The sequence below is a fragment of the Streptomyces sp. NPDC003042 genome (assembly GCF_053591315.1).
The window spans coordinates 14,242-37,966 of record NZ_JBSFTP010000032.1; the positions used below are offsets into that span (position 1 = coordinate 14,242).

Here is a 23,725-nt window from a genome sequence, read left to right on the forward strand (position 1 = left end):
CGCAGAGCCCCCCGCCCGTAGCCCGCCCCCTGGGTTCAGCAGGGAGCGGGGAGCGCCGGCAGATCCGCCGGGAAGAGCAGGGTGAGCTCGTCCGTGCTCGGCTCGGCCAGCTGCGCGACGCGCCCCGCGTGGCGCTCCACCATCGACTCGAAGGTCTGGCGCGCGGTACGGCCGTTGCCGAAGGCCGGGCCCTTGGGCAGCTCGGTGAAGTACGCTAGCAGAGCCTCCCCGGTGCCCTCGCCCAGCCGGTACTCGTGCTCCTCCGCCTGCTGTTCGACGATCCGCAGCAGCTCCTGCGGCCCGTAGTCGCCGAAGGTGATGGTGCGCGAGAACCGGGACGCCACTCCCGGGTTGACGGTCAGGAAGCGGTCCATCTCCGCCGTGTACCCGGCGACGATCACCACCACCGCGTCCCGGTGGTCCTCCATCAGCTTCACCAGCGTGTCGATCGCCTCGCGCCCGAAGTCGCGCCCCGAGTCCTCCGGCGCCAGCGCGTACGCCTCGTCGATGAACAGCACCCCGCCGCGCGCGCGGTCGAAGGCCTCCTGCGTACGGATCGCCGTGGACCCGATGTGCTCGCCGACCAGATCCACGCGGGACACCTCGACCAGGTGGCCGCGCTCCAGCACCCCGAGGGAGGCGAGGATCTCCCCGTACAGCCGGGCGACCGTGGTCTTGCCGGTGCCGGGCGAGCCCGTGAAGACCAGATGCCGGCGCACCGAGGCCGCCTTGAGGCCCGCCTGCTGCCGCCTTCGCCCCACCTCGATCATGTCGGTCAGCGCCCGCACCTCGCGCTTGACGCTGTCCAGCCCCACCAGAGTGTCGAGCTGGCCCAGCACCTCGCCGGAGCCCCGGGCCGCTGCCGACGCGACAGCCGCCGCCGGGTCGGCGTCCGGCCGGTCCGCGGGCCGCTGTCCCGCAACCGCGGCCGACGGCCCAACGGGGCTCTTCGCGGCCGTGACCGTACGGATGCCCGCATGCGCCCCGGCGAGCGCGCCGCCCGCTGCCGACTGGGCCGCGAGCCGCGGCCCGGACTCGTCGCTGGTGCAGCCCTCGGCGAGCGGGCCGTCCTCCGCGAACTCGTAACCACCGCGCGCGCAGCGCTCGGTGTGGCAGTCGGTGAGCGTGGTGCGGCAACCGTCGATGACGTGGAAGCCGAAGCCCGCACTGCCACTGACGCGGCAGGACCGGAAAGTGCCCCGGCCGCCCGCCGACACGTAGAACCCCGCCTCGGCGGGGGAGGTGACCGTGCACCGCTCCAGGGACGGGTCGGCGCCCTTGGTGACGATCACCCCCGTCTGCACGCCGTCGACGGTGCAGTTGGCGAGGGTGCCACCGCTGCCGTGGTCGCGGAACCACGCCCCGGTGGCCGCCTCTCGGATCCGGCAGTCGTCGAGCTGCGCCGTCGCGCCGTCGCTCACCGAGACGGCGGTGTTGCGCACCTGCGAGAAATCGCTGTCGACCACATCGGCGCGCGAACCCCGGTCCAGCACGAACAGCGCGTCGGGCACGTCGTGCACCCGGCAGGAGTCCAGGGAGGCCGTGGCCCCGTCGCTGATCCACACCGCCGGGTAGTCACCCGTGCTGTCGTGGATCTCGCAGGACTCGGCATCGACGCGGGTGCCCGGATCCCATACCGACAGGCCGTTGCGCCCGAACCTGCGGACGGTGGTGCGGCTGAGCGTCAGCACCGAACGGGAGCGCAGGTCCACCGCGTTCTCCGGGATGTCGTGGATGTCGCAGCCGGCGAGCGTGAGCACCGCGTCGGTGTCGAGGGTGACCCCGTCGGCCGAAGTGCGGTGCACCGCGCAGTCGGTGAGCCGGGCCGCCGCGCGCGCCGCGATCTGCACGCCGGTGCCCTTGATCTCGTACACCTCACAGCCCAGCGCCTCCAGGCCCGAGCCGTCACCGGTGACACTGATGCCCGCGCCCGTGGCGTGGTGGATCCGGCAGCGCTCCAGACGGGGGTGGGCGCCCCCGCGCACCGAGACCCCGGCCTGTCCGGCGGCCACGACCTCGCACTCCTCGAACACCCCGCCGCCACCGTCCAGGACGGAGATCCCGACCCCGGCCGGATTCTCCACCGTGCACCGGCGCACCAGGGGCCGGGCCCCGCCGCGCACCTCGATCCCGGCCGCCGAACGGGTGTTGACGCGCAGGTCGACGAGCTCGGGGGAGCCGTCCTCGACGAGTACCGCCGGCGCCGCCCGGTCCGCCCCCTCCAGGTACAGGTCCTGGATCACGGCCGAGGCGCGCACGGTCAGCGCGACCCCGTCGAGCGGGGCGATCCGCACCGAGCCGACGGCGCCCTCGGGCCCGCGCAGGGTCACGGCGTGACGCAGGACCAGGTTCTCCCGGTAGGTGCCGGGGGCGATGGACAGCACGTCGCCGTCGCCCGCGACGGCGAGCGCGGCGGTCAGCGTCGAATACTCACCGGACCGGCGCCGCCATCGCGAGGCCCCGCCGTGCGTCACCTGGACCGTGCCCTGAGCCATGGTGCTGTCGTGCCCCCACCCTCGTACTCGCGCTGCCGAAGCGGCCGACGTGACCGGAACCGTTCACAGCGGCTGAAGCGACCGAACCGGCCTGCGCTCCACCGTAGCGCGCGCAGGGCCCGCGAGTTGCCAGGTCAGCTGCCCGCGCCCGCCCGGCCCCAGTCCGGCCCGGCCGCCGCCCAGGCGCGGTCCAGACGGAGGTACCGCCGATGCATGAGCCGGCGTACGACCAGCCGCCGCATCGTCTCCGCCAGCGCTGCCGCCGTGAGGGCGGCGGCCAGGCCGGCCACCCCCGCGTGGAAGGACGCGGCGGACGGGTCGAGCGGCTGCCCCACCAACCGGCCCCGCGTGTCGGTCCATATCCGGAACCGGTCGCCGGGCCGCGGCGGTTCCTCCGCCGCGGGAACCGTCCCCTGATGGCTGCTGCCGTCCGGCGCGGTCCACGCGGCCACGATGTGGGTCCGCTCGGGCGTCTGCCGCTGCGCCGACGCGTCGGTCGCCGCACCGGCGACCTGGCCCGCGGCCGGCCGGACGACCACGGCCGGGACGAGGTACCGCTCGTGCCGCTGCTCCAGCGCGGCCCGCTGCAAGGTGTCGTCCACCCGCAGCCCCGCGACCCAGCCGACGGCCGGAGCCACCACCAGCACGCACGCCAGGGCGGCGAACGCCACCCAAGCCTCGAAGAGATCGGTCGGCCGGCGCAGCGGATTGCGCCGCCAACGCCACACTCCCATTGCTGTCCACACGGTGCGGCCCCCCTGCTTCCGCCAGTCTCCGTCTGCCTGCGCGTCCAGGCTTCCCGCCCGCCTCACGGTGCTCACCTGTCCTGACTGATCCAACGGCCTGGTCGGGGCGGTTGGTTCCAGTCGGGGCGCGGAGCCCCTCGAAGGTGTCATTCCGGTCGGCTGATCCGGGCGGCGCGGCATCACTCCAGGCGGGTTCATTCCAGGACGTGGACCTCGTCACCGACCCGCACCGTGCCCAGGCGTACGGGAACCAGCTGCCGCCCGAAGGCCAGCGACTTCCCGATCCGCCGGTGCCGGGCCAGGGTCAGCAGCGGCTCCCGGCCGCGCTCCGCCGTCGTCTGGTCGGTGGTGGTGACGATGCAGCGCCCGCACTCGCGCACGCCCCGGAAGACGGCGTCGCCGATCGCGATGCGCCGCCAGCCGTCCTCCGCCCACGCCTCCACGCCCGGTCCCGCGACCACCACACTGGGGCGGAACCGGTTCATGGGCAGCGGCCCCTCCCGCGGATGGTCACCCTGGGCGATGAGCGCGTTGAGGGCGTCCAGCGAGGCGAGGGTCGTCAGCAGCAGCGGGTAGGCGTCGGCGAGGCTCACGGTCTCACCGGGCAGCGCGTACTTCGGGTCCACGGGCCGGCGTACGGCCGGATCGTCCAGGTGCACCAGCCGGGCGGGCTCGCCCAGGTAGGTGCTGAACCACTCGGCCGCGGCGGCCCCCGCGACCACGGTCTCGACCTTCTTGCCGAACAGGAGCGCCGGCTCCAACGGGCCGGGCTGCGGTACCTCGACGACCAGATCCGCCATGCCCGGTGCTGACAGTGCGACCCGGCCGCCCTCCAGCGGACGGGCCGAGGCCAGCGCGAGGCGCGCGTGCCGGCGCTGCGTGAGCACCGCGCCCTCCGAGTCGATCACTGCCCAGCGCCGGTCCCCGGACAGACCCCAGGGCTCCACGGCCACCTCGTCGGGAGCGGTCCCCGCCACCGACTTGACGGGATGGACGTGGAGCGACTGGACATACGCGTTCGACATGGGGGCAATCCTGCCAGCCGCCCCCGTCACCGGCCCAGGCGTTTCGCGCAGGGCTCAGCGGCCTGCCTCCCCGGCGCCGCCGCGCGGGCCGCGCCTCAGTAGCCGCGTCCCTGGTACGGGCGGCCGTACGGGTCCTCGTACGAGGGGACCTGCGCCGGAGTCGGCATCGGGCGCGGCGCCGCCGGGCGCATGGCCTCGTATCCGGTCGCCGTGGCGACCGGACGGGGCTGCTGCGGCTGGGGCTGCGGTACGTACCCACCGCGGGCCGCGACCGGCTGCTGCTGCGGGATGTACGGCGCGGGCGCGTGCTGCAGCGGCATGGGCATCTGCTGCTGCGGCGCCTGCTGCTGGTACTGGTACCCGTACGACGGAGCCTGTTGCTGCGGCATCGCGGGGGGCAGGGCGGGCATGGAGGAGGCGAGGGCCGGCAGGAAACCACCGCTCGAGTAACCGGCGCTCGGGGTGTCGTAGGCGGCGGGGACGCGGATCGGGGCGATCTGCGGAGTCCCGCGTTCGGCGACGAGAGAGTCGTAGATGGGGGTGTCCGTGAAGGAGGGCGCGGAGTAGTAACCGCCGCCATAAGTGGAGCGGGGGGAGGTCATGGGACCTAAGTTAAGCCCACGACTTCACCGGGTCCATAGCGAGGTTCCGTCAACACCGCGCTGACCTGCATATTCGCAGGTCAGCGCCACAGCTTTCACTTGACGTTCACGTGCACGATTCGCCACTTGCATCCCGCCTTGTTCCTACTCGTGCTCACCGGTTGGGTGTTGCACCTATCTGGGGCTGACGCAGCGTCACAACGCGGTGACCTCGGATGACGGCCTTTCAGCCCCGGTGCCCCGGCCGTTTCAGGCATCGCTGGGCCGGGCATAGGTGCGGCCCTTCCAGGCGGCGCCGCGCCCCTGGTAGTGCCGCACGGCCGAGTCGACGGTCATCAGGAGATAGAGCAGCGCGGTGAACGGCAGCAGCGGGGCCAGGAGGACCGGCTGGCGGTAGAAGCGGAGCGTCGGCAGGTAGGTGCCGGCCATCAGCAGCCACGCCAGCCCTCCGGCCCAGGCGAGCGCCGGGTGTCCGGCGGCGAGCCCCGCGAGGAGCGCGGCCGGAGGGACGAGATAGACCAGGACCAGCCCCGCCACCGTCCCGGCGAGCAGCAGCGGCTGGTGGCGCAGTTGGGCGTACGCACTGCGCGAGACCATCTGCCACAGATCCTTCAAGGCGGGGTACGGGCGCACGCTGTCCACCCGCTCCGCCAGCCCGAGCCAGATCCGCCCGCCCGAGCGCCGGACGGCGCGGGCGAGGGCCACGTCGTCGATGACGGCCTGCCGGATGGAGTCGGGAACCCCGGCGCGGACAGCGGCCTCGGTGCGCAGCAGTACGCAGCCGCCGGCGGCCGCGGCCGTCCGGCCGGTGGGACGGTTGATCCGTCGGAAGGGGTACAGCTGGGCGAAGAAGTAGACGAAGGCCGGTACGACGAGCCGCTCCCACGGACTGGCGACGCGCAGGCGGGCCATCAGGGAGACCAGGTCGAGCCGGGCACTGGTCGCGGCGGAGACCAGTTCGCGCAGGCTGTCGCTCGCGTGGGCGATGTCGGCGTCGGTGAGCAGGAGGTAGTCCGGCTCGGCGGAGTGGGCGCCGCGGACATGGGCGATGCCGTGGCGCAGTGCCCACAGCTTGCCGGTCCAGCCCGCGGCGGGATCGCCGGGGGTGACGACGGTCAGGGGCAGCCCGGGGTGCTCGGCGGCCAGCCGCAGGGCGAGGGCGGCGGTGCCGTCCGTACTGCCGTCGTCGACCAGGACGATCTCGGCCGCGCCCGGATAGTCCTGGGCGAGGAGGGACGGCAGGCTGCGGGGGAGCACCTCGGCCTCGTCCCGGGCCGGGACGACGATGGCGACGGAGGGCCAGTGGGCCGGGGCGGTGCGCGGCGGGAGGCGGACGTCGGTGCGCCAGAACATGCCCTGGGCGAGGGTGAGCCAGAGCCAGGCGGTGAGGGAGAGGCAGGTGGTGACGAGGAGGAGGCCCATGCCCCGCAGTGTCCCGAACCCGGCGCGGCATGTCGCGCAACCGGGCGGGGCCGGGTCCGGCCCGTATGGGGGGCGGACCGGTCGGGTCGGGCGGGGCCGACCCCGTGCGTCGACCCGGTCGACTAAGGTGACCGGGTGAAGATCGCACTCATGGACTCGGGAATCGGCCTCCTCGCGGCGGCCGCCGCGACGCGTCGGCTGCGGCCGGACGCCGACTTGGTCGTGTCCTGCGACCCCGACGGCATGCCCTGGGGGCCGCGTACCCCCGCGGACCTCACCGAGCGGGCCCGTGACGTCGCCCGTGCCGCCGCCGCGCACCGCCCCGACGTGCTGATCGTGGCCTGCAACACCGCCTCCGTGCACGCCCTGGACACCCTGCGGGCCGAGCTGGAGCCCGCCATCCCGGTCATCGGCACGGTCCCGGCGATCAAGCCCGCCGCGGCGGGCGGCGGGCGCGTGGCGATCTGGGCCACCCCCGCCACCACCGGCAGCCCGTACCAGCGCGCACTGATCCGCGACTTCGCCGCGGGGATCCGCGTCACCGAGGTGCCCTGTCCGGGCCTCGCCGACGCCGTCGAGGCAGCGGACGAGGCGGCCGTCGTAGCCGCCGTGGCCGCCGCCGCCGCGCTGACCCCGCCCGATGTCACGGACGTGGTGCTGGGCTGTACGCACTACGAACTGGTCGAGGCCCCCATCCGGGCCGCCCTCGCCGTACGGACCGGGGGAGCGGAGCCCACCTTCCACGGCTCGGCCGAGGCCGTCGCCGTACAGGCCCTGCGCCGCTTCGGCGCCCGCCCCGAGCCGGGCCTGCCCCGCACCGGCGGGCTGACCGTACTGCTCAGCGGGCAGACGGGCGAACTGCCGGCCGCCGCGCTCCGCTACGCCGAAGGACGGCTGCTCGCCGGCCTCGAGCAGAACGCCGTCGTCGCGCGCTGACCCCCGAGGACCACGCCCTCGTCGTGGCCGCCACCGAACTCGCCCGCGCCCGCTGCTACGGCGAACAGCACACCGTCGCCGCCGTGGCCCGCGTAGCCGGTCACCGAACTGCTTCCCGAGGCCTACCCCGACGCCGCTCGACAGCCCGACCGCGCCGAACGCTGACCCGCGCTGACCGGCACTGATGCGACGGGGCCGGGTCTTCTGTTCCACGGCGCCGGGCGCGCTCGCATACTGGGGCCGTGAACGCCTACGCCAAGCACCTGCCCACCGGGGTGATCCCCACAAGTGACGTACGGAGATGGGGCGTTGCCGCGGCCGAGCGCTGGCTCAAGGCCCATTCACCGCTCTTCTTCGCCCCCGCCGCCGGGAGTTGGGTGCTCGGCGTCCTGGTGGCCGCCGCACTCCTGCTGACCTCATGGACCGAGGGGCCGATCGAGCCGGTGGGCACGCAGTGGCGGGCCTATCCCGCGACCGTGCTGCTGGTGGCCCTGCCCCTCTGGTACCGGTACCTGCCGGGGCCGACCGTGGCGTCCGCCGCACTGCTCGCCGTGGAGGCGGCCGTGGCGCTGCCCGAGCGCCCCGCCTCCGACCCGCAGGGCCGGATCGGTCTCGCCCTCGTGTGCCTCCTGTCCCTGGGGGCGCTCGCGGGGTCGCTCGTACGGCTGCGGGCCCGCCGTCGGCAGGCGAGCCTGGCCCTCGCCGCCGCCGGGACGGCCCGCTTCCCGCTGCCCGAGCCGCTTCCCGTCGGGCACGGGCGCCGCGGCGTCGCACGGATGCTGCTCGGCGCCTTCCTGTGCCTGGCCGGCGCCGGCATCCTCCTCGACGCCCTCGTCCAGGACCTCGGCGCGGGCGCCGCCGCCCCGTACGACGCCGTCGGCCAGCAGGGGTTCGCGCTGCCCCCGCTGGTGCTCGGGACCACCCTGCTCGGCTCGGGCTGGGCCGCCGATCTGGCCGCGCGCCGGCTGCACGACGCACCGCAGCCCGCCCTTATCGTCGGCATACGGGTCTCCCCGTCCGGCCACTTCTGGCTGTACCCGGACGCCGACGAGACGGCCGGGCGGCCCCTGGTCGCCTACGCGGCCGGGGAACGGGACACGCGCGGCGGGGTGCGGCTGCTGGCGGCCGGAGCGGACGGGCAGATCCAGCGGAGACTTCACGACATAGACGCCTCCAGCGAGCCCTTCGAGGCCGTGCTCTACGGAGTACCGCGGGAGGGCGCCGAGATCGTCGTCGAGTACGCCGTCCACGGAGCCGGGGCCGGCATCGCCTCCTCCCTCACGGCGGCCCCGCTGCTGCCGCGCCGCCGGCACGGGCTCGACCAGTGGAACCCGGCCGGGACCTCCCACCGCGACACCCTTCGGCGGCGGCGGGAGCGGGGCGCCGGGTGGTACGGCACGACGCGCCAGACCCGATCGCCGGGCGGCACCAAGGCGTCGCGGGAGACGGACCAGCGGCGCGCCGACAACGCCGGGGGCTGCGGCGGCGGGAGCGGCGGCGGTAGCTGCGGCGGGGGCTGTGGGGGCTGCGGCTGCGGCTGACCGCGCGGCGCGCTCTCCGGCGGCCCACGGCTCAGCCGGTGGTGGCCGCGAGCCGCCGCGCCAGCGCGCGCAGCGCCTCCGCGTCCAGCACCCGGCCCCCGAAGCCGGGCAGCGGCACGTGCAGGGGCCCCGTCCAGTGCTCCGGGATCGCCGCCTGTCCGTACACCGCGCCGGCCAGGGTTCCGGTCACCGCGGCGACCGTGTCGGTGTCCCCGCCCAGATCGACGGCGGAGCGTACGGCCTGCGCGAAACCGGTGGTCGTCCGCAGCGCCCACACCGCCGAGCCGAGGCAGGGCCACACCGCCCCGTTGAACTCGGTGGCCAGGTCCGGGTGCCAGCCCGGGTCGAGCACGCGGGCGTACCGCTCGCGGTGGTCCGGGTGCACGGCGTCGAGGGTGTCGGGCAGTGCGGAGAGGGGATCCCGGCCGTCCAGGGCGACCCGGACGAGCTCGTGCAGGACGGCGGTGCCCTCCCAGGCGGCCCGGTCGCCGTGGGTGAGCGCCGCGATCCGCCGGGCGGCGTCCATCGTGGCCTCCCGCCCGGCGGGGGCGAAGTACACCGCCGAAGTGGCGGCCCGCATCAGGGAACCGTTGCCCGCCGCCCGCGCGTTGACCTGGAAGTGCAGGGCGGCGGCCTGATCCCAGGGCAGGCCGTTGGTCAGGACGTCCTCGGTCTGGAGGCCGATGTCCTTGGGCTGCCCGCCCGCCCAGCGCTGGAACCGGCCGAAGACGTCCGGGAGTTCGAGGCCGCCCCGCTCCAGCAGGGACTCGCCGAGCAGGACCGCCATCTGCGTGTCGTCGGTGGCCTCGCCGGGATCCCAGCCGCCTCCCGCGCACATCTCCCTGCCCCGCGCGGCCAGTTCCCCCGCCGGGCCGAACTCGTACGGGGCGCCCAGCGCGTCGCCCGCCGCCGAGCCCAGGACGGCCCCGACGGCCCGCTCGACGCGGTCGGCCCGGTCGGGGCGCTCGATGCGGCTGGTCACCGCTCCTCCTCGGGGCATACGGCGGCCAGTACCCCGCGCGCGAAGCCGTCCAGGTCGTCCAGGCCGGCCGCGGCCAGCGTGCCGGGGGCGCCGGCCAGCAGGTGCGGGATCGCGCCGTGCAGGGCCAGGGTCACGGCGCGGGCCCGCTCCGGTCCGGCCGGGAGTCCGGCCGCCGCCAGCAGGTACCGGTGCGCCGCGAAGTCCGAGGCCCCGATCGGGTCCAGGAGCGCGGCCAGCCACGGCCTGCGGGCCGCCTCCGTCTGGAGCTCCAGGTAGGCCAGTACGCGTGGCCGCCCGGGCCCGGCCACATCGCGCAGCAGTCCCGCCAGCAACGCCGCCAGTCCCGCCCGGTCGGAAGGCCCCGGTCCGGCCTGCGCGAGGTCGGCGGCCAGCGCCCGGTACTGCTCCAGGCAGCGCTCGGCGACGGCCCGCAGCAGCGCGTCGCGGCTCGGGAAGTAGTTCTTGGCGGTGCCCAGCGGCACGGCCGCCTCGGCGTCCACGGCCCGGTGCGTCAGCCCGCGCCCGCCCGCCTCGGCCAGTACCGCCACGGCCGCGTCGCGCAGCCGGTCCTTCCGGTCACGATTCACCTGGACAGGATAACCACGCCCGTGGTACCACAGGTGGGGTACCACGGACGTGGTGCTCCAGTTTCCGGTTCGACGGATCGAGGGACATGCCATGACGAGCAGGGCGAAGAGCAGCGACACCGGTGAGGCCGTCGTCGTCGGCGCGGGCGTCGGCGGTCTCGCCACCGCCGTCGGACTGCTCCGCGCGGGCTGGGCCGTGACCGTACTGGAGCGGCGGGCCGCGCCCGAGCGCTACGGCACGGCCTTCGGCATCCACCCCACCGCCCAGTCCGCGCTCGACCGGCTCGGCCTCGGCCCGGCGCTGCGGGCGCGGGCGGTCCCGTACCGCGGCGCCCGGATCCGCCGCCCCGACGGCACCGTGCTCGCCTCCCTCCCCCTGGAGCGCATCGAGCGCAAGGCCGGCCGCCCCGAACTCCTCATCTCCCGGCCCCACCTCCTCGACGCGCTGCTCACCGAGCTGGACCGGCTCGGCGGCGCGGCCATCTCGTACGGGCAGCCCCTGACCGACCCCCGCGCGCTCGACGCCGATCTCGTCGTCGGCGCCGACGGCATCCACAGCGCCGTCCGCACCGCCCACTTCACCGCCGGCAGCGGTGTGCGCGCCCTCGGCACGGTCGCCTGGATCGGCATCGCCGGCTTCGAGACCGGGACGTACGGCGAGACCTGGGGCAAGGGCCGCTTCTTCGGCATGACCCCCGTCGAGCCGGGCCGCACCAACTGGTACGCCACCGTCCCCGAGGCCACCACCGCCGAGGAACTGCGGGCCGCCTTCGCCGACTGGCACGACCCGATCCCGCGGGTGCTCGCCGCCACCGACCCCGCCACCTGGATCCGGTACGAGATGCGCCACCTCCACCCGGCGCTGCCCACCTTCGTCACCGGCGGCCGGATCGCCCTCGTCGGGGACGCGGCCCACGCCATGACCCCCAACCTCGGCCAGGGCGCGTGCACCGCCCTCCTCGACGCCGAGGCCCTCACCCGGACCGTCGCCGCCCACGGGCGGTCTGGGCTCCCCGCCGCGCTGCGCGCGTACGACGGCGAGCGCCGCCGCAGCGCGCAGCGCGTCGCCCTCGCCTCCCGGACCCTGCACCGGTTCATGACGGTGCGCCGCCCTGCCCTGCGCGACGCCCTGGTCAGCCTGCTTCCCTGAGGCCAGAGCCGGTCAGGTCCGGTCAGGGGAGGTCAGGGGCGTGTTGCACCGTGTGGGCGAGAGGTGGTGGCGCACCTGCCGAAGCTGAGTACGCTGCTACACATGACGGCTCACCCCCCGGGTCCGCTCTGGACGGGCCGGGCCTCCAACCGCGCACAGTGGCTGCTCGCCGCAGCCGGTGCGGGCTGTCTGGCGCTCGGCATCCAGCTCGCCGTGGGCAGCCCCTGGAACTCCGGAATCGTGCCGCTGCTCATGTCGGTGATCGGCTGCCTCGCGGCGGGACTGCTCATCCTCTACGGCACCATCGCCTTCGTGTACGTCGCCGTCACCGTCGACTCCGAGGCACTCGAAGTGCGCTGCGGCCACATCGGACTGCCGCGCCGCAAGATCCGGCTCGCCGAGGTGACCTCCGCCGAGTTCGTCCCCCGGATCACCCCGCAGCAGTGGGGCGGCTGGGGCTACCGCTGGCGCCCGGAGAAGGGCACCGCGATCATCGTCCGCCGCGGCGAGGGAGTGCAGCTGCGGCTGGGCGACGGAAAGCTCTTCACGGTCACCGTCGACGACGCCGAAGACGCCGTCCGCGTCATCCGCACCCATCTGCGGTCCCTCGCCCGCTGAGTCGCCCGCGGGGCGACGGGGCCTTACCGGTCCTTGGCACGAGGGGACGTACACTCCGCCAGATGAGTAGTGTCACCCGCGACGCCGAGAACGACCCTTCGCCGTCGCCCGCCGGCAGCGCGGCGACCACGACGGCGCCCCCTGTCGCGAAACCGGAAGCCGCGCCCGCGCAGCGGCCGCAGCCCCAGCCGCAGCGCAAGGCCGCCTGGCTCGTGCGGGCCGTGCTCGCCGCCCTCGCCGGGGTGCTGCTCTACGTCAGCTTCCCGCCCCGCCCCCTGTGGTGGCTGGCCCCGTTCGCCCTCGCCCTGCTGGCCGGATGCGTGCGCGGCCGCCGTGCCCGCGCCGGATTCGGCCTCGGCTTCCTCTTCGGGCTCGGCTACCTGCTGCCGCTGCTCATCTGGACCAGCGAGGGCGTCGGCCCCGTGCCGTGGGTCGCCCTGGTCACCCTCGAAGCCCTCCTCATCGGCCTCGGCGGCCTCGGCATCGCCCTCGTCAGCCGCCTCCCCGGCTGGCCGCTGTGGGCCGCCGCCGTCTGGGTCGCGGACGAGGCCCTGCGGGCCCGGGCCCCCTTCGGCGGCTTCCCGTGGGGCAAGCTCGCCTTCGGCCAGGCCGAAGGCCTCTTCGTACCGCTCGCCGCGCTCGGCGGCACCCCGCTGCTCTCCTTCGCCGTCGCCCTGTGCGGATTCGGCCTCTACGAGGCCCTGCGCGTCGCCCGCGCCCACCCCCGCCGGACCACCGCCGCCCTCGCCGCGCTCACCGTCGCCGCGCCGCTCGGGGTGGCCCTCGCCGCCCGGCCGCTGGTCTCCGACGCGGCCGAGGACGGCACCGCCGTGGCCGCCGTCATCCAGGGCAACGTGCCGCGCGCCGGCTTCGACTTCAACGCCCAGCGCCGCCAGGTCCTGGACAACCACGCCAACCGCACCATCGAGCTGGCCCAGGACGTCGAGGCCGGCCGCGTCCCGAAGCCCGACTTCGTCCTGTGGCCGGAGAACTCCTCCGACATCGACCCGTACACCGAGCCCGACGCCTACGCCGTCATCGACCAGGCGGTCAAGAGGATCGGCGTGCCCGTCGCGATCGGCTCCGTACTGGCCCCGGCGACCGGCCCCCTGCGCAACACGATGATCCTGTGGGACCCGGTCAAGGGCCCCACCGACACCTACGACAAGCGCAAGATCCAGCCCTTCGGCGAGCGCATCCCGATGCGGTCCTTCGTCCGGATCTTCAGCGCCGACGTGGACCGGGTGCGCCGCGACTTCGGCCCCGGCAAGGAGCCCGGGGTGTTCGACATGTCCGGCAGCGGGATCGGCATGGTGACCTGTTACGAGGCCGCCTTCGACGACGCCGTCCGCTCCACCGTCCGGGCAGGGGCCCAGGTCATCGCGGTGCCCAGCAACAACGCCACCTTCGGCCGGACCCAGATGACCTACCAGCAGCTCGCCATGGACCAGATCCGCGCGGTCGAGCACAGCCGGACCGTCCTCGTCCCCGTCACCAGCGGGGTCAGCGCCGTCATCCGGCCCGACGGCTCGATCGTCCAGCGGACGAAGATGTTCACCGCCGACGCGCTGGTGGCCGAGATCCCGCTGCGCTCCACGCGGACCCCGGCCACCCGGCTCGGCCCGCTGCCCGAATACGCCCTGCTCGTGGTCGCCGCCGCGGGGTTCGGGGCGGCGGCGACCCGCCGGATTCGCGCCCGCAGGGCCGTATGACGACCATCGCCGCCCACCGCACTCGTAAGGTCGAGCCATGACCACACCTGATTTCATCCGCGCGATCCGGGCCGGCGCCGGGCAGCAGCTGCTGCTGCTTCCCGGCGTCACCGCCGTGGTCTTCGACGACGGCGGCCGGGTGCTGCTCGGCCGGCGGGCCGACACCGGACAGTGGTCGCTGATCGGCGGAATAGCCGAGCCGGGGGAGCAGCCCGCCGAGACGGCCGTGCGCGAGGTGTACGAGGAGACCGCGGTGCGGTGCGTGCCCGAGCGGGTCGTCCTCGTGCAGATGCTGGAGCCGATCACCTACCCGAACGGCGACGTCTGCCAGTTCCAGGACATCACCTTCCGCTGCCGGGCCACCGGCGGCGAGGCGCGGCCCCACGACCAGGAACTGCTGGAGGCGGCCTGGTTCGAGCTGGACGCCCTGCCGCCGCTGGAGCCGTTCGCCCTGGACCGCGTCCACCGCGCCCTGCGGGACGAGCCGACCTGGTTCGAGGCGCCCGCCGCGCTGGCGGACTGAGGGTCGGTCAGAGACCCGCCGCCGCCCGGTACAGCTCCAGCGCCCGCTCGCCCATCACCGCGCTGTACGAGACGTCCGGGACCGTGCCGCCGCCCTCGTGACCGCCGAGCACCCCCGCCAGCGCGCCGTCCGCCAGCCAGGGGCTGCCGCTGGTGCCGCCGCTGAGGTCGGGGCAGCCGATCCGGCGCTGGGTGGCCGAGAAGAGGCTGGTGGCGTTGGAGCAGAGCAAGGGGGTGTCCAGGCTGCTCGGGTAGCCGAGCACCGTCACCGTGACGTCGTCCGGCTGCGGCCCGGTGGCGACCGGGAAGGCGCCCACGAGGTCTTCGAGGGCCGCCGTGTCCCCGCCCTGCGGGGTGACGGTCGCGAACGCGATGTCGACGTCGGGGTCCTCGCGCTCCGTCCAGCCCGGGTCGATGTACACCCCGGTCAGCCGCCACACGCCGTACGGAGCCCCGCCGTCCCGGTAGCCGGGTACGAAGCGCGCCGTGTCGGGGCTGTCCAGGCAGTGCGCGGCGGTGGCGATCACGTCGCGCCCGGCGCCTCGCACCACGGCCGCCGTGCAGAAGTGCCCGCCGTCCAGAGCGCCCGCGAAGAGCGGGCCCACCCTGTCCGCGGCAGCGCCGGGCGCGGCCCTCACGGCGGCGGCGTCCGGCACGTCCACGCTCAGCAGCGCGGCCATGGCGGCCAGCGCGAGCAGGATCCGGGACGCTCGGGGCAGGATGCGTTGGATCATGCACCGAGCCTCCCCGGCGAACCTGTGTCCGGAGCCCGGGATTCCATGTGAATCGACTGTGAAAGCCTGAGTCGGCTGTGAAAGCAGACTCAGGGCAAAGCCGACTCAGCGGACAGCCGATTCAGCGCCGCTCGTACACCGTCACCCGCCGGCCCCGGAGCTGCCTGTCCTCCACCACCGTGAAGTGCTCGCGCAGGACCGCGGCCTTCACCTTGTCCCGCTCCGCGCCCGGGGGCTTGGCGACCCGCGCCGAGTCCGTCACCAGCAGCACCCGCCGCCGCTCCAGCAGGGCCGCGCGGATCCGCGCCGGTTCCGCCTCCTCGCCCTTGAGGGTCGCGGAAGCCACCGGACCCCGCGCCAGCGCCACGTCCGCCAGGCCAGCGAAGGCCCCGGGCGACACCAGGGCCGTGTCCCGCCGCGCGGCCGGTACGAAGAGCACCGCGTCCCCGTCCCGCTTCAGCCGGCCCACCTCGCCGGCCACCGCCAGCACGTCGTCGACCCGGCTGGCCGGGGCCCGCTTGCCCAGCTCCACCGGCAGCAGGGCCAGCACCGCGACCCCGACCACGCCCGGCACGACCAGGCCCGACGCCCGCGGGAACCGGGGCGCGGCGGCCCGTACGGCCGTGCCCAGAGCCCCGCCGACCAGCAGCGCCAGACCCAGCATACTGAACAGCACGTACCGGTCCAGGAACAGCGGCTGCACCAGCGACAGCCCGATCAGCCCGAGCTGCGGAACCGCCAGCAGCGGCAGCCCGACGGCCGCCACCGAGAGCCGTCCCCGCCCCGGCCGGTCCGCCCACGCCCCTGGGTCGGGTCCGCGAAGTCCCGCCTGCCCGGAGGGGTCTGGCCCGCACGCTCGCCGCGTTGTCGTCGGTCGCCGATGCTCCGCATGGACTTCCTCCTCCGCCTTGCGATCGCACGCACCAGCCCCCTCCGGGCCCGCCCTCCGGGCGGACGGCGCTACTTCGAGGACACTCCCCAGGGCGCCGATGGCCAGCAGGATGCCCGGACCGATCAGCATGTGCCAGGTCAGCGGTGGTATCCACGACACCTGACCGGACTGGCCCCGGCTGAACAGGATCAGCGGCAGCGCCCCCGCCACCGCGCCCGCGCCGTACGCCGCCCAGCGCAGCCACAGCCCGCGCCCGGCCCGGACCCACCACAGGGTGGCGGCGTGCGCGGGCAGGATCAGCAGCGACAGCCAGTTCAGCAGGGCGCAGACCAGCACGGTCAGCCCGTACGCCGTCCAGCGCGGCCAGGCCCGCGGGCCGGGCCGGTCGGGCTCGCGCGACACCAGCGACACCAGCAGCAGCGTCGACAGCCCGGCCCCGGCGGCGACCAGCGCGTACGGGCGGCCCTCCTGGAGGTAGAACTGCACGGCCGGCAGCAGACCGAGGGCCAGTCCGCCGCCCAGCCCGGCCCAGAAGCCGGCCAGGCGCCGTCCGATCAGCGCCACGCACGCCGCGGCGCCCGCCACCGCCAGTACGGAGGGCAGCCGCAGGGTCGTCGTACTCGCGCCGAACACCTCGAAGAGTCCGTGCATCAGCAGGTAGTACAGCCCGTGGACGGCGTCGACGTTACCGAGCATCGCCCAGATCTCGCCCGGTGACCGCCCGGCCACCTGCCAGGTCGCGGCCTCGTCCCGCCACACGCTGTCCTGCCGGGAGAGCCCCCACAGGCCGAGCGCCAGGGTCCACAGGACGGGGACGAGCCACACGAGGGGCCGAGGTCGGACGGCAGGTATGACGGCAGGTATGACGGCAGGTATGTCGGAAGGCATGAAGGCGCGCGGATCCTCGGCTGTGTGTTCGGGCGGAAGACACCAGTCTATGGACGACACGGCCGGTTTCCGGACCGGCTGTTGTGCACGGCGGAGCGTGATCGCCGGGCCCGGCCGCCCCTAGCCTCGCCGCAGGAGTACGAACGAGGGGCGGTACCCGGTGAACTGGCTCATCCACGACTACCGCGAGAGCGATCTCGCAGCTGTGGTCCATCTGATCGACACCACGGCCGAACTCGGCCAGGAGTCCGTCTTCTCCCTTGCCGAGTGCATCAGCGCTCTCACCGACCGGCAGCCCTGCGTGGTCGCCGTCCACCAGGGCGTCCCGATCGGCGCCGCCCTCGCCTGCGTCACCGGCGAGCGGGCCTGGGTGATGCGCATCGCCATCGCCGCCGGATGGCGCGGCCGGGGCCTGGCCAGCGCCCTGCTCGTCGAGCTGGAGCGGCGGCTCATCGCCGCCCGCGTCGGGCGGATCGCCTACGTCCTGCCCGAGGAGGACCTGCTCGGCGAGGGCCTCCTCAACGCCGGCTACACCCGGCAGCCCGCCGTCGCCTACTTCGAGAAGACCGAGCCGCTGCACGGCCCGGCGGCCGGCCTCCTCGACGACCTCGGCGGGCGCTTCCTGCCCAACGACCTGTGGGCCAAGGTCGCCGGCATGGAGAAGGAGAAGGACCTCATCGAGCGGCGCGTGGTGCTGCCGCTCGCCGAACCCGAGCGGGCCGCCTCGCACGGCGTGCGCCCGCCGCGCGCCATCACCCTCTTCGGACCGCCCGGCACCGGCAAGACCACCTTCGCCCGCGCCATCGCCTCCCGGCTCGGCTGGCCCTTCGTGGAACTGCTGCCCTCCCGCCTCGCGGACGAGGGCAACCTGGCCACCGCGCTGCGCGACGCCTTCTCCCGGATCGCCGAGCTGGAGCGCGTCCTCGTCTTCATCGACGAGGTCGAGGAGATCGCCCCCGTACGCACCGAGCCCGCCCAGCCCGGCGGGATCCACGGGGTCACCAACGAGCTGCTCAAGCTGATACCCGGCTTCCGGGAGGGCGACGAGCGGCTACTGGTGTGCGCCACCAACTCCATCCGCTCCCTCGACCCGGCCTTCCTGCGGCCGGGACGCTTCGACTACCTGATCCCGATCGGCACCCCGGACGCCGGGGCCCGCGCCGCGATCTGGTCGCGTTACACGGCCGGGCGCGCGGATGTCGACGTAGCGGCGCTGGTGGCGGCGACCGAGCTGTTCACCCCCGCCGACATCGAGCACGCGGCGCGCATCGCGGCGCAGGTGTCCTTCGAGCGGGACCTGGAGGCGGTGGGCGCGCGGGGCGCCGCCGCCGCGCAGCTGGGGGCGACCACGGCGGACTACCTGGCCGCCGTCGCGCAGTGCCGGCCGACGGTCACCCCCGCGATGACCGGCGCGTTCGAGGCGGACATCACCGCTCACGCGCGGTTCTGAGCTCCGTTTCCCCGGTTGCGGCGGGGGACGGTGAAATGGCCCGCAGCCTCTCCCCGATGGGGCTGCGGGCCTCCCCCGCGGACGTGCATCCATGCGGAGTCAGGGCCGGCAGCGGTAGGTGAATTCCACCGCGGCCGCGCGCGGCGCGGGCGAGATCAGCTGGAGTTCGGCCCGGGCGGGGTAGGTTCCCCTGCCCTGGAAGGTCCACAGCAGGTGCAAGGTGGCCTCCTCGCGTCCGCTGGGCACCCGCTCGCTGAGGACCTCCGAGCGCGAGCCGTCGCTGCGGACCCACCGGTAGGTCAAGGTGCCCGGGCGCCCGTTCGTCCGTACGACGGCCACCACATCGGCGGCGGAATCGCAGCCGGGGCCCTGCGGGGCGGTGCTGACCACCACGTCGCGCACCTCGACGGCCGGACCGAACCGCTGCCAGCCCAGGTACGCGAGGACGGCGGCCAGGACGACGGCGGCGAGCGTGTACCGGCGCCAGCCCCCGGAGCGGCGCCGCGGCGACGCCGGAGCCACCAGGGGGAACGGCGCCGGCATGGCCGCCGTCACCCCCGGCCCGAACCGCAGCACCGAACCCTCGACCCGGTCGGGGACGACCGGCTCCGGACCGGCGGGGCCGGTGAACCAGTGGCTGCCGAGGACGGTGGCGCTGTACTCGTCGTCCTGGTTGCCGTGGTTTGCGTGCTGGGCGCGGGGATCGGTCATCGTACGGGCTCCTGACAGCGCGGCAGGATCTTCGAGGCGGAGGCCGACTGGTTCCCGGCGGCCGGCTTGGTGGTGACCCGGACGCCGCCGTAACAGCCGCGCCCTCGGGAGAACGCGTGGCCCTGGACCACCGGACCCGGGGATCCGGCCTGGACGACGACCGTGTCGGTGCCGTCCGGCACGGCGAAGTCCCCCGGCTCGCTCCCGAGGAACCACTCCAGGACGACCGTGACCGGACCGGTGCCCTGGGTCGCCAGGGAAACGGTGGCCTCGCCCCGGTAGACGCCCACATCGAGGGAGACGTCGACCTTGGTCACCCTCAGGGTGGGGGTGGGCGACGGGGTCGGGGTGGGAGTCGGCGGCCAGGTCACCGTCGGCTTCGGCGTGGGCTTCGGCGTGGGGCTCACCGCATGGCTGGGGGTCGGGCTCGGGGTCGGTGTCGGCGTGGGTGCCGGCGTCGGGGTCGGCGTGGGTGACGTGCTCGGCGACGCGGACGGACTCGGTGCGGGAGACGCCGTGCCCGGCGGGGCGGCGCTCGTCGTGGCGAACGCGCTGAGCGCCGACGCCCCGGGCGGGGTGCCGCCGATCGCGTCCGTCGTGAGCACCAGCAGCGCCCCCAGCACCAGCGCCAGCCCCGTCGCGAACCAGCCGCCGCGTCCCGGAGCCCAGCCGGAGGAACCGCCGATCGTGGTCGTGGCCACCGCCGTGGTGCCCGCCGCGGCGGAGCCCGCCGAGGGGAACAGCAACGGCAGCAGGGCCGCCAGTGTGGCGAGCTTGCGCTGCCCGCGCTCCTCCCAGTGCGGCCCGTACGCGGCCAGCGCCACGCCCTCCAGCTCCGTCACGAACGCCTCGGCGTTCTCCGGCCGTTGCTCCGGCCGCTTGGCCAGACCCCGCCGGATGAGCGGGCGTACCGCCTCCGGGGCCTCCGTCTCGGGTACCGGCGCCTCGATGTGCTGGACGGCGAGTTCGGCGAAGTTCTCCCCGTCGTAGGGCTTGCGTCCGGTCAGGCACTCGAAGAAGGTCGCCGTCGCCGCGTACACGTCGGCCGTCGGCGAGGCCGGCTGCCCCTGCCACTGCTCCGGAGCCATGTAGGCGGGCGTACCCGCCACCCCGGGGGTCGTGCCGCGGTCCGCCGCGATCCCGAAGTCCACCAGCTTGGAAGAACCGTCCGCCGCGACCAGGACGTTCTCCGGCTTGTAGTCACGGTGCACCACCCCCGCCCGGTGCGCGGCGGCCAGCCCCAGCAGGGACCCCTTCAGCAGCACCAGCGCCGCCTCGGGTTCGGTCCGCCCGGACTCCCGCAGCACCGCGCGCAGGGAGATCCCGTCGACCAGTTCCATCACGATCGCGGCGCCGTCCGGTGCCTCCACGTACTCGTACAGGCCCACCACGTACGGGGACCCGAGCCCGCCCAGGAGCCGGGCCTCCGCCCGGAACTCCTGTACGAAGGCCGGGTCCTCGCGCAGCCGGTCGCTGAGGTACTTCACCGCGACCGCCGTGCCCGTGGCGGCGTGGACGGCGAGCACCACCCGGCCGCTGCCGCCCGCGCCGAGCTCGCGGACCTCGGTGTAGCCGGGTACCGTCCAGTCGCTGTTCATCGTCCGCTCCCCGTCCGTGGCGTCACCGCCCCCAGATGGTGTCCGGCCGGTCGTCCCCCGACCGGCCACCACCAGGGACGTGAGGGCGCCATGGCTGGTTCCCGCCGTGCCGCGTGTCTCGTGCGGTGGTCAGGCCGCGGCGGCCACCGTGCCGATCATGGCGTGCAGCCGGTCGGCCGCGGCCCGCCCGAAGGCGGGGTCGTTGATGTGGGTGTCGTAGTCGTACAGCCGAGCGGCGCTGCCCCGCAATCCCTCGCGCAGCGCGGTGAAGAGGGCCCCGTCCGCGCCGGGGTCGTGGTAGAGACCGCCCGGTGCTCCGAGGGTGGACAGCCCGCGCAGGGGCAGGCAGACCGCGGTGGGCCCGGTCGCCCCGCGGAGTTTGGCGGCGACGCGGCGCCCGAGTTCCGCGCATTCGGAGGCGGTCGTACGGATCACCGTGATCGAGGGGTTGTGGACGTGGACCAGCCGGTGGCGGGCCCGTTCGGGCACGGTCTCCAGCGGGCCGAACTTCACCATGTCCAGCGCCCCCAGGCTCACCACCTGCGGAATCCCGGCCCGCCCGGCCGCGCTGAGCCGGTCCGGGCCGGCGGTGAGGATGCCGCCGCACAGGTCGTCGGCGAGCTCACTGAGCGTGAGGTCCAGCACGCCCGCGAAGACTCCCTGCCCGGCGAGGGTCTCCAGGGTGCGGCCGCCCGTACCGCTGACGTGGAAGACCAGTACCTCGTAGCCGAGTTCGGTCAGCCGCTCGCGGGCCGCGTCCACACCGGCCGTGGTCACGCCCGCCATGCTCGCCGCGACGATCGGCCGTGGGCCCGCGCCGAGGCGGGGCGGGTGGCGGAGGTCGAGCGAGGCGCGTTCGAATCCCTTGGCCATCCCGGCGACGGCCTCCACGGCATTGGCCAGGATCGGGGTCGAGACGCTGTTGAGGCCCGCGATGTCCACCACGCTGTACATCATCGTGATGTCCGAGGATCCGACGTACGGGGCCACGTCCCCCGACGCCATGGACGAGACCATCAGCTTCGGCACGCCCAGCGGCAGCGCCCGCATCGCCCGGGTGGCGATGGAGGTGCCGCCGCTGCCGCCGATCGCGAGCACCCCGTGCAGCCGGCCCTCGGCGTGCAGGCGTAAGAGGGTCGCCTCGGCGCCCCGGGCCATCGTGGTCACGGCCGCGCCCCGGTCGGCGGCCGTGCGCAGTTCCGACAGTTCCGTTCCGGCCGCCCGGGCCACCGCTTCGCGCGGCACGTCCGCGGACACCCGGGGTTCTCCCATGATCCCGGTGTCCACTAGTACCACTTCGACGCCGGTGCGCAGCAGCCTCTCGCGCAACCAGCCGTACTCGACACCCTTGGTGTCCAGAGTTCCCACCAGCACGACGTTCGTCATATGTGCAATGTCCACGCAGATGCGGTTTGTTGGCAAGTAAAAGGAGGGTCAACCCTTCAGTCGGACCCGTGGAGAAGCGTCAGCAGCCGTTCCAGGAAGGGAACTTGAGAGGTGATCAGCTTGTCCCGGGCCGTCGGGGGAGTGAACCAGGCCACCCGGTCCAGCTCGGGGAACTCCTGTTCGCGTCCGGAGTGCGGAGGCCACTCCATGGGGAACGTCCCGGGCACCATCAGGGCAGGGTCGAGGTCTCCCTCCACCGCCCAGATGGTCACGAGCTTCCCGCCGGAGATCCGTACCTCGCCCAGCGGCAGGTACTCGCCCTCCGGCGGGGGCAGCCCGATCTCCTCGGTGAACTCCCGGCGGGCCGCGTCCCGGGGCGTCTCGTCCGGCGCGTACTCACCCTTCGGGATTCCCCAGCCCCCCGCGTCCCGCCCGGCCCACAGCGGGCCGCCCAGGTGCCCGAGCAGGACCTCGATCCCGGCGTCCGGATCCGGGCCGGTGCGGCGGAACAGGAGCAGGCCGGCGCTGCGCTTGGTCGTCCTCGGTCCCGTCATGGCTCCATGTATGCCCGGCGGCCACACCGTGAAGCGGTCGGGCCGTCAGTGTGCGTGCGGGCCCTGCCGGTGCACCGGCCCGTGGGCGTCGGCGCAGTGCGGATCCCCGGCCCCCGCCTCCTCGCCCGCGCGGCCGACCGAGAGCAGGACGTCCTGGACGTGGTCGACCTGGAGGGTGGTGTGGGTGATCCCGTACTCCTTCTCCAGCAGCGCCTCCAGATCCCGGCGCACGGCGTGGCAGTCGCCCGCGGGCTCCACCAGCACGTGAGCGGAGAGCGCCGCCTGCCCGGAGGTGATCGTCCAGATGTGCAGGTCGTGCACCTCGGTGACGGGCGGGTGCCCGACGAGCCGGTCGCCGACCGCGTCCGGGTCCACGTGGGCCGGAGCGGCCTCCAGGAAGATCCGCCCGGACTCGCGGACCAGCCCGTAGCCCGCCTTGAACATCAGCGCCACCACCACGAGCGTGGCGATCGAGTCGGCCTGCACGAAACCGGTCGTGAGCACGATCAGACCGGCCACCGCCGTCCCGATGAAGGCGAACAGGTCGTTCAGGATGTGCTGGTAGGCGCCCTCGACGGCGAGCGAGGAGCGGTTCGCCTTCGAGATGCACCAGGCCGCGCCCACGTTGACGACGATGCCCGCCAGCGCCGTCACCAGCACCAGCCCGCCCTTCACCGGCGGCGGATCGATCAGCCGCTCCACGGACTCGTACGCCAGCCAGACGCCCAGCAGCAGCAGGGTCAGACCGTTGGCCTGCGCGGACAGTATCTCCGCGCGCTTGAGCCCGTACGTGAAGCCGCCCCGCGCGGGACGCGCCGCGAGCCGCATCGCGATCAGCGCGAGCACGATCGCGACGGCGTCCGTCAGCATGTGCGCGGCGTCGGAGATCAGAGCCAGCGAATGGGCCAGGACGCCGATGACCACCTCGACGGCCATGAAGCCGCCGATCAGGGCGAGCGCGATCGCCAGCCAGCGGCGGTCCGCGTCCGCGCTGACGCCGTGGCCGTGACCGCCGGGCCCGCTGTGATCGTGCCCGCCGTGGTCGTGCGAATGGTCCTGCCCGGTCATGGCATCCCCCATTTGTTCGGTTCCGACGCGTGAAGTGAAGCGCACCGCGGCGAGATCGGCAAAGGCTGCAACGGAGACCGTTGTCATTACCTATAACAGGCCGCTG

The 23,725-nt window shown here is 74.4% G+C and carries 21 protein-coding genes; 7 read left to right on the forward strand and 14 right to left on the reverse strand.

All coding sequences use genetic code 11. The features are described from left to right. Positions 1–35 precede the first annotated feature (35 nt). The 5 genes from ACWDYJ_RS17835 to ACWDYJ_RS17855 form a co-directional block, all read right to left on the reverse strand. Positions 36–2,495, reverse strand: coding sequence for a right-handed parallel beta-helix repeat-containing protein (locus ACWDYJ_RS17835; protein ID WP_451566494.1), 2,460 nt, complete (start codon positions 2,493–2,495; stop codon positions 36–38). Between the two features lie 134 nt (positions 2,496–2,629). Beyond that, positions 2,630–3,229, reverse strand: a complete 600-nt coding sequence (locus ACWDYJ_RS17840; protein ID WP_451566495.1) for an Rv1733c family protein — start codon at positions 3,227–3,229, stop codon at positions 2,630–2,632. Positions 3,230–3,435: 206 nt separating this feature from the next. After that, positions 3,436–4,266, reverse strand: coding sequence for an MOSC domain-containing protein (locus ACWDYJ_RS17845; protein WP_451566496.1), 831 nt, complete (start codon positions 4,264–4,266; stop codon positions 3,436–3,438). A gap of 95 nt (positions 4,267–4,361) precedes the next feature. Continuing rightward, the gene (locus ACWDYJ_RS17850) at positions 4,362–4,868 is read right to left on the reverse strand and encodes a DUF6643 family protein (protein WP_451566497.1); all 507 of its coding nucleotides are present in this window, start codon (positions 4,866–4,868) and stop codon (positions 4,362–4,364) included. Positions 4,869–5,117: 249 nt separating this feature from the next. After that, positions 5,118–6,290, reverse strand: coding sequence for a glycosyltransferase (locus ACWDYJ_RS17855; protein WP_451566498.1), 1,173 nt, complete (start codon positions 6,288–6,290; stop codon positions 5,118–5,120). Between the two features lie 135 nt (positions 6,291–6,425). Between ACWDYJ_RS17855 and ACWDYJ_RS17860 the strand changes: the two genes are divergently transcribed. Beyond that, positions 6,426–7,226 carry a glutamate racemase gene (locus tag ACWDYJ_RS17860; RefSeq protein ID WP_451566499.1) on the forward strand — a complete coding sequence of 267 codons (801 nt, stop codon included), beginning with the start codon at positions 6,426–6,428 and terminating at the stop codon, positions 7,224–7,226. Positions 7,227–7,468: 242 nt separating this feature from the next. Further along, positions 7,469–8,767: a hypothetical protein gene (locus ACWDYJ_RS17865; protein ID WP_451566500.1), complete on the forward strand. Its 1,299-nt coding sequence runs from the start codon at positions 7,469–7,471 to the stop codon at positions 8,765–8,767. A gap of 31 nt (positions 8,768–8,798) precedes the next feature. Here ACWDYJ_RS17865 and ACWDYJ_RS17870 read toward each other — a convergent pair whose 3' ends face one another. Beyond that, complete coding sequence (locus ACWDYJ_RS17870; protein WP_451566501.1) at positions 8,799–9,749, reverse strand: ADP-ribosylglycohydrolase family protein; 951 nt, start codon at positions 9,747–9,749, stop codon at positions 8,799–8,801. Further along, positions 9,746–10,336: a TetR/AcrR family transcriptional regulator gene (locus ACWDYJ_RS17875; protein WP_451566502.1), complete on the reverse strand. Its 591-nt coding sequence runs from the start codon at positions 10,334–10,336 to the stop codon at positions 9,746–9,748. Before ACWDYJ_RS17875 ends, ACWDYJ_RS17870 begins: the two co-directional genes overlap by 4 nt. A gap of 91 nt (positions 10,337–10,427) precedes the next feature. On the opposite strand from ACWDYJ_RS17875, the gene ACWDYJ_RS17880 reads away from it, so the two are divergent. From ACWDYJ_RS17880 to ACWDYJ_RS17895, 4 genes are all read left to right on the forward strand, one after another. After that, positions 10,428–11,486, forward strand: a complete 1,059-nt coding sequence (locus tag ACWDYJ_RS17880; protein ID WP_451566503.1) for an FAD-dependent oxidoreductase — start codon at positions 10,428–10,430, stop codon at positions 11,484–11,486. A gap of 102 nt (positions 11,487–11,588) precedes the next feature. Further along, the gene (locus tag ACWDYJ_RS17885; protein WP_451566504.1) at positions 11,589–12,104 is read left to right on the forward strand and encodes a hypothetical protein; all 516 of its coding nucleotides are present in this window, start codon (positions 11,589–11,591) and stop codon (positions 12,102–12,104) included. Positions 12,105–12,166: 62 nt separating this feature from the next. Then, on the forward strand, positions 12,167–13,816 hold the full coding sequence (gene lnt, locus ACWDYJ_RS17890; RefSeq protein ID WP_451566505.1) for an apolipoprotein N-acyltransferase: 1,650 nt from the start codon (positions 12,167–12,169) through the stop codon (positions 13,814–13,816). A gap of 37 nt (positions 13,817–13,853) precedes the next feature. Beyond that, complete coding sequence (locus ACWDYJ_RS17895; protein ID WP_451566506.1) at positions 13,854–14,339, forward strand: NUDIX hydrolase; 486 nt, start codon at positions 13,854–13,856, stop codon at positions 14,337–14,339. A 7-nt stretch (positions 14,340–14,346) separates the two neighbouring features. On the opposite strand, the gene ACWDYJ_RS17900 is transcribed toward ACWDYJ_RS17895, so the two are convergent. After that, positions 14,347–15,072: a trypsin-like serine peptidase gene (locus tag ACWDYJ_RS17900; protein ID WP_451566507.1), complete on the reverse strand. Its 726-nt coding sequence runs from the start codon at positions 15,070–15,072 to the stop codon at positions 14,347–14,349. 121 nt (positions 15,073–15,193) lie between these two features. Beyond that, a complete protein-coding gene (locus ACWDYJ_RS17905) occupies positions 15,194–16,852 on the reverse strand; it encodes a glycosyltransferase family 39 protein (RefSeq protein ID WP_451566508.1) in 1,659 nt (552 codons plus the stop codon). Positions 16,853–17,012: 160 nt separating this feature from the next. Here ACWDYJ_RS17905 and ACWDYJ_RS17910 point away from each other — a divergent pair, with 160 nt between their 5' ends. After that, positions 17,013–18,302, forward strand: coding sequence for an ATP-binding protein (locus tag ACWDYJ_RS17910; RefSeq protein WP_451566509.1), 1,290 nt, complete (start codon positions 17,013–17,015; stop codon positions 18,300–18,302). Between the two features lie 99 nt (positions 18,303–18,401). Here the strand turns inward: ACWDYJ_RS17910 and ACWDYJ_RS17915 are convergent, their stop codons facing one another. The 5 genes from ACWDYJ_RS17915 to ACWDYJ_RS17935 all read right to left on the reverse strand — a co-directional run bounded on the left by ACWDYJ_RS17915 (position 18,402) and on the right by ACWDYJ_RS17935 (position 23,619). Next, positions 18,402–19,013, reverse strand: coding sequence for a hypothetical protein (locus tag ACWDYJ_RS17915; protein WP_451566510.1), 612 nt, complete (start codon positions 19,011–19,013; stop codon positions 18,402–18,404). Next, positions 19,010–20,611: a serine/threonine-protein kinase gene (locus tag ACWDYJ_RS17920; protein ID WP_451566511.1), complete on the reverse strand. Its 1,602-nt coding sequence runs from the start codon at positions 20,609–20,611 to the stop codon at positions 19,010–19,012. The genes ACWDYJ_RS17915 and ACWDYJ_RS17920 overlap by 4 nt, the downstream gene beginning before the upstream one ends. A gap of 129 nt (positions 20,612–20,740) precedes the next feature. Next, on the reverse strand, positions 20,741–21,997 hold the full coding sequence (locus tag ACWDYJ_RS17925; protein ID WP_451566512.1) for a Tm-1-like ATP-binding domain-containing protein: 1,257 nt from the start codon (positions 21,995–21,997) through the stop codon (positions 20,741–20,743). A 56-nt stretch (positions 21,998–22,053) separates the two neighbouring features. Further along, positions 22,054–22,551, reverse strand: coding sequence for an NUDIX domain-containing protein (locus tag ACWDYJ_RS17930; protein WP_451566513.1), 498 nt, complete (start codon positions 22,549–22,551; stop codon positions 22,054–22,056). A gap of 45 nt (positions 22,552–22,596) precedes the next feature. After that, positions 22,597–23,619: a cation diffusion facilitator family transporter gene (locus tag ACWDYJ_RS17935; protein WP_451566514.1), complete on the reverse strand. Its 1,023-nt coding sequence runs from the start codon at positions 23,617–23,619 to the stop codon at positions 22,597–22,599. Positions 23,620–23,725: the final 106 nt, after the last annotated feature.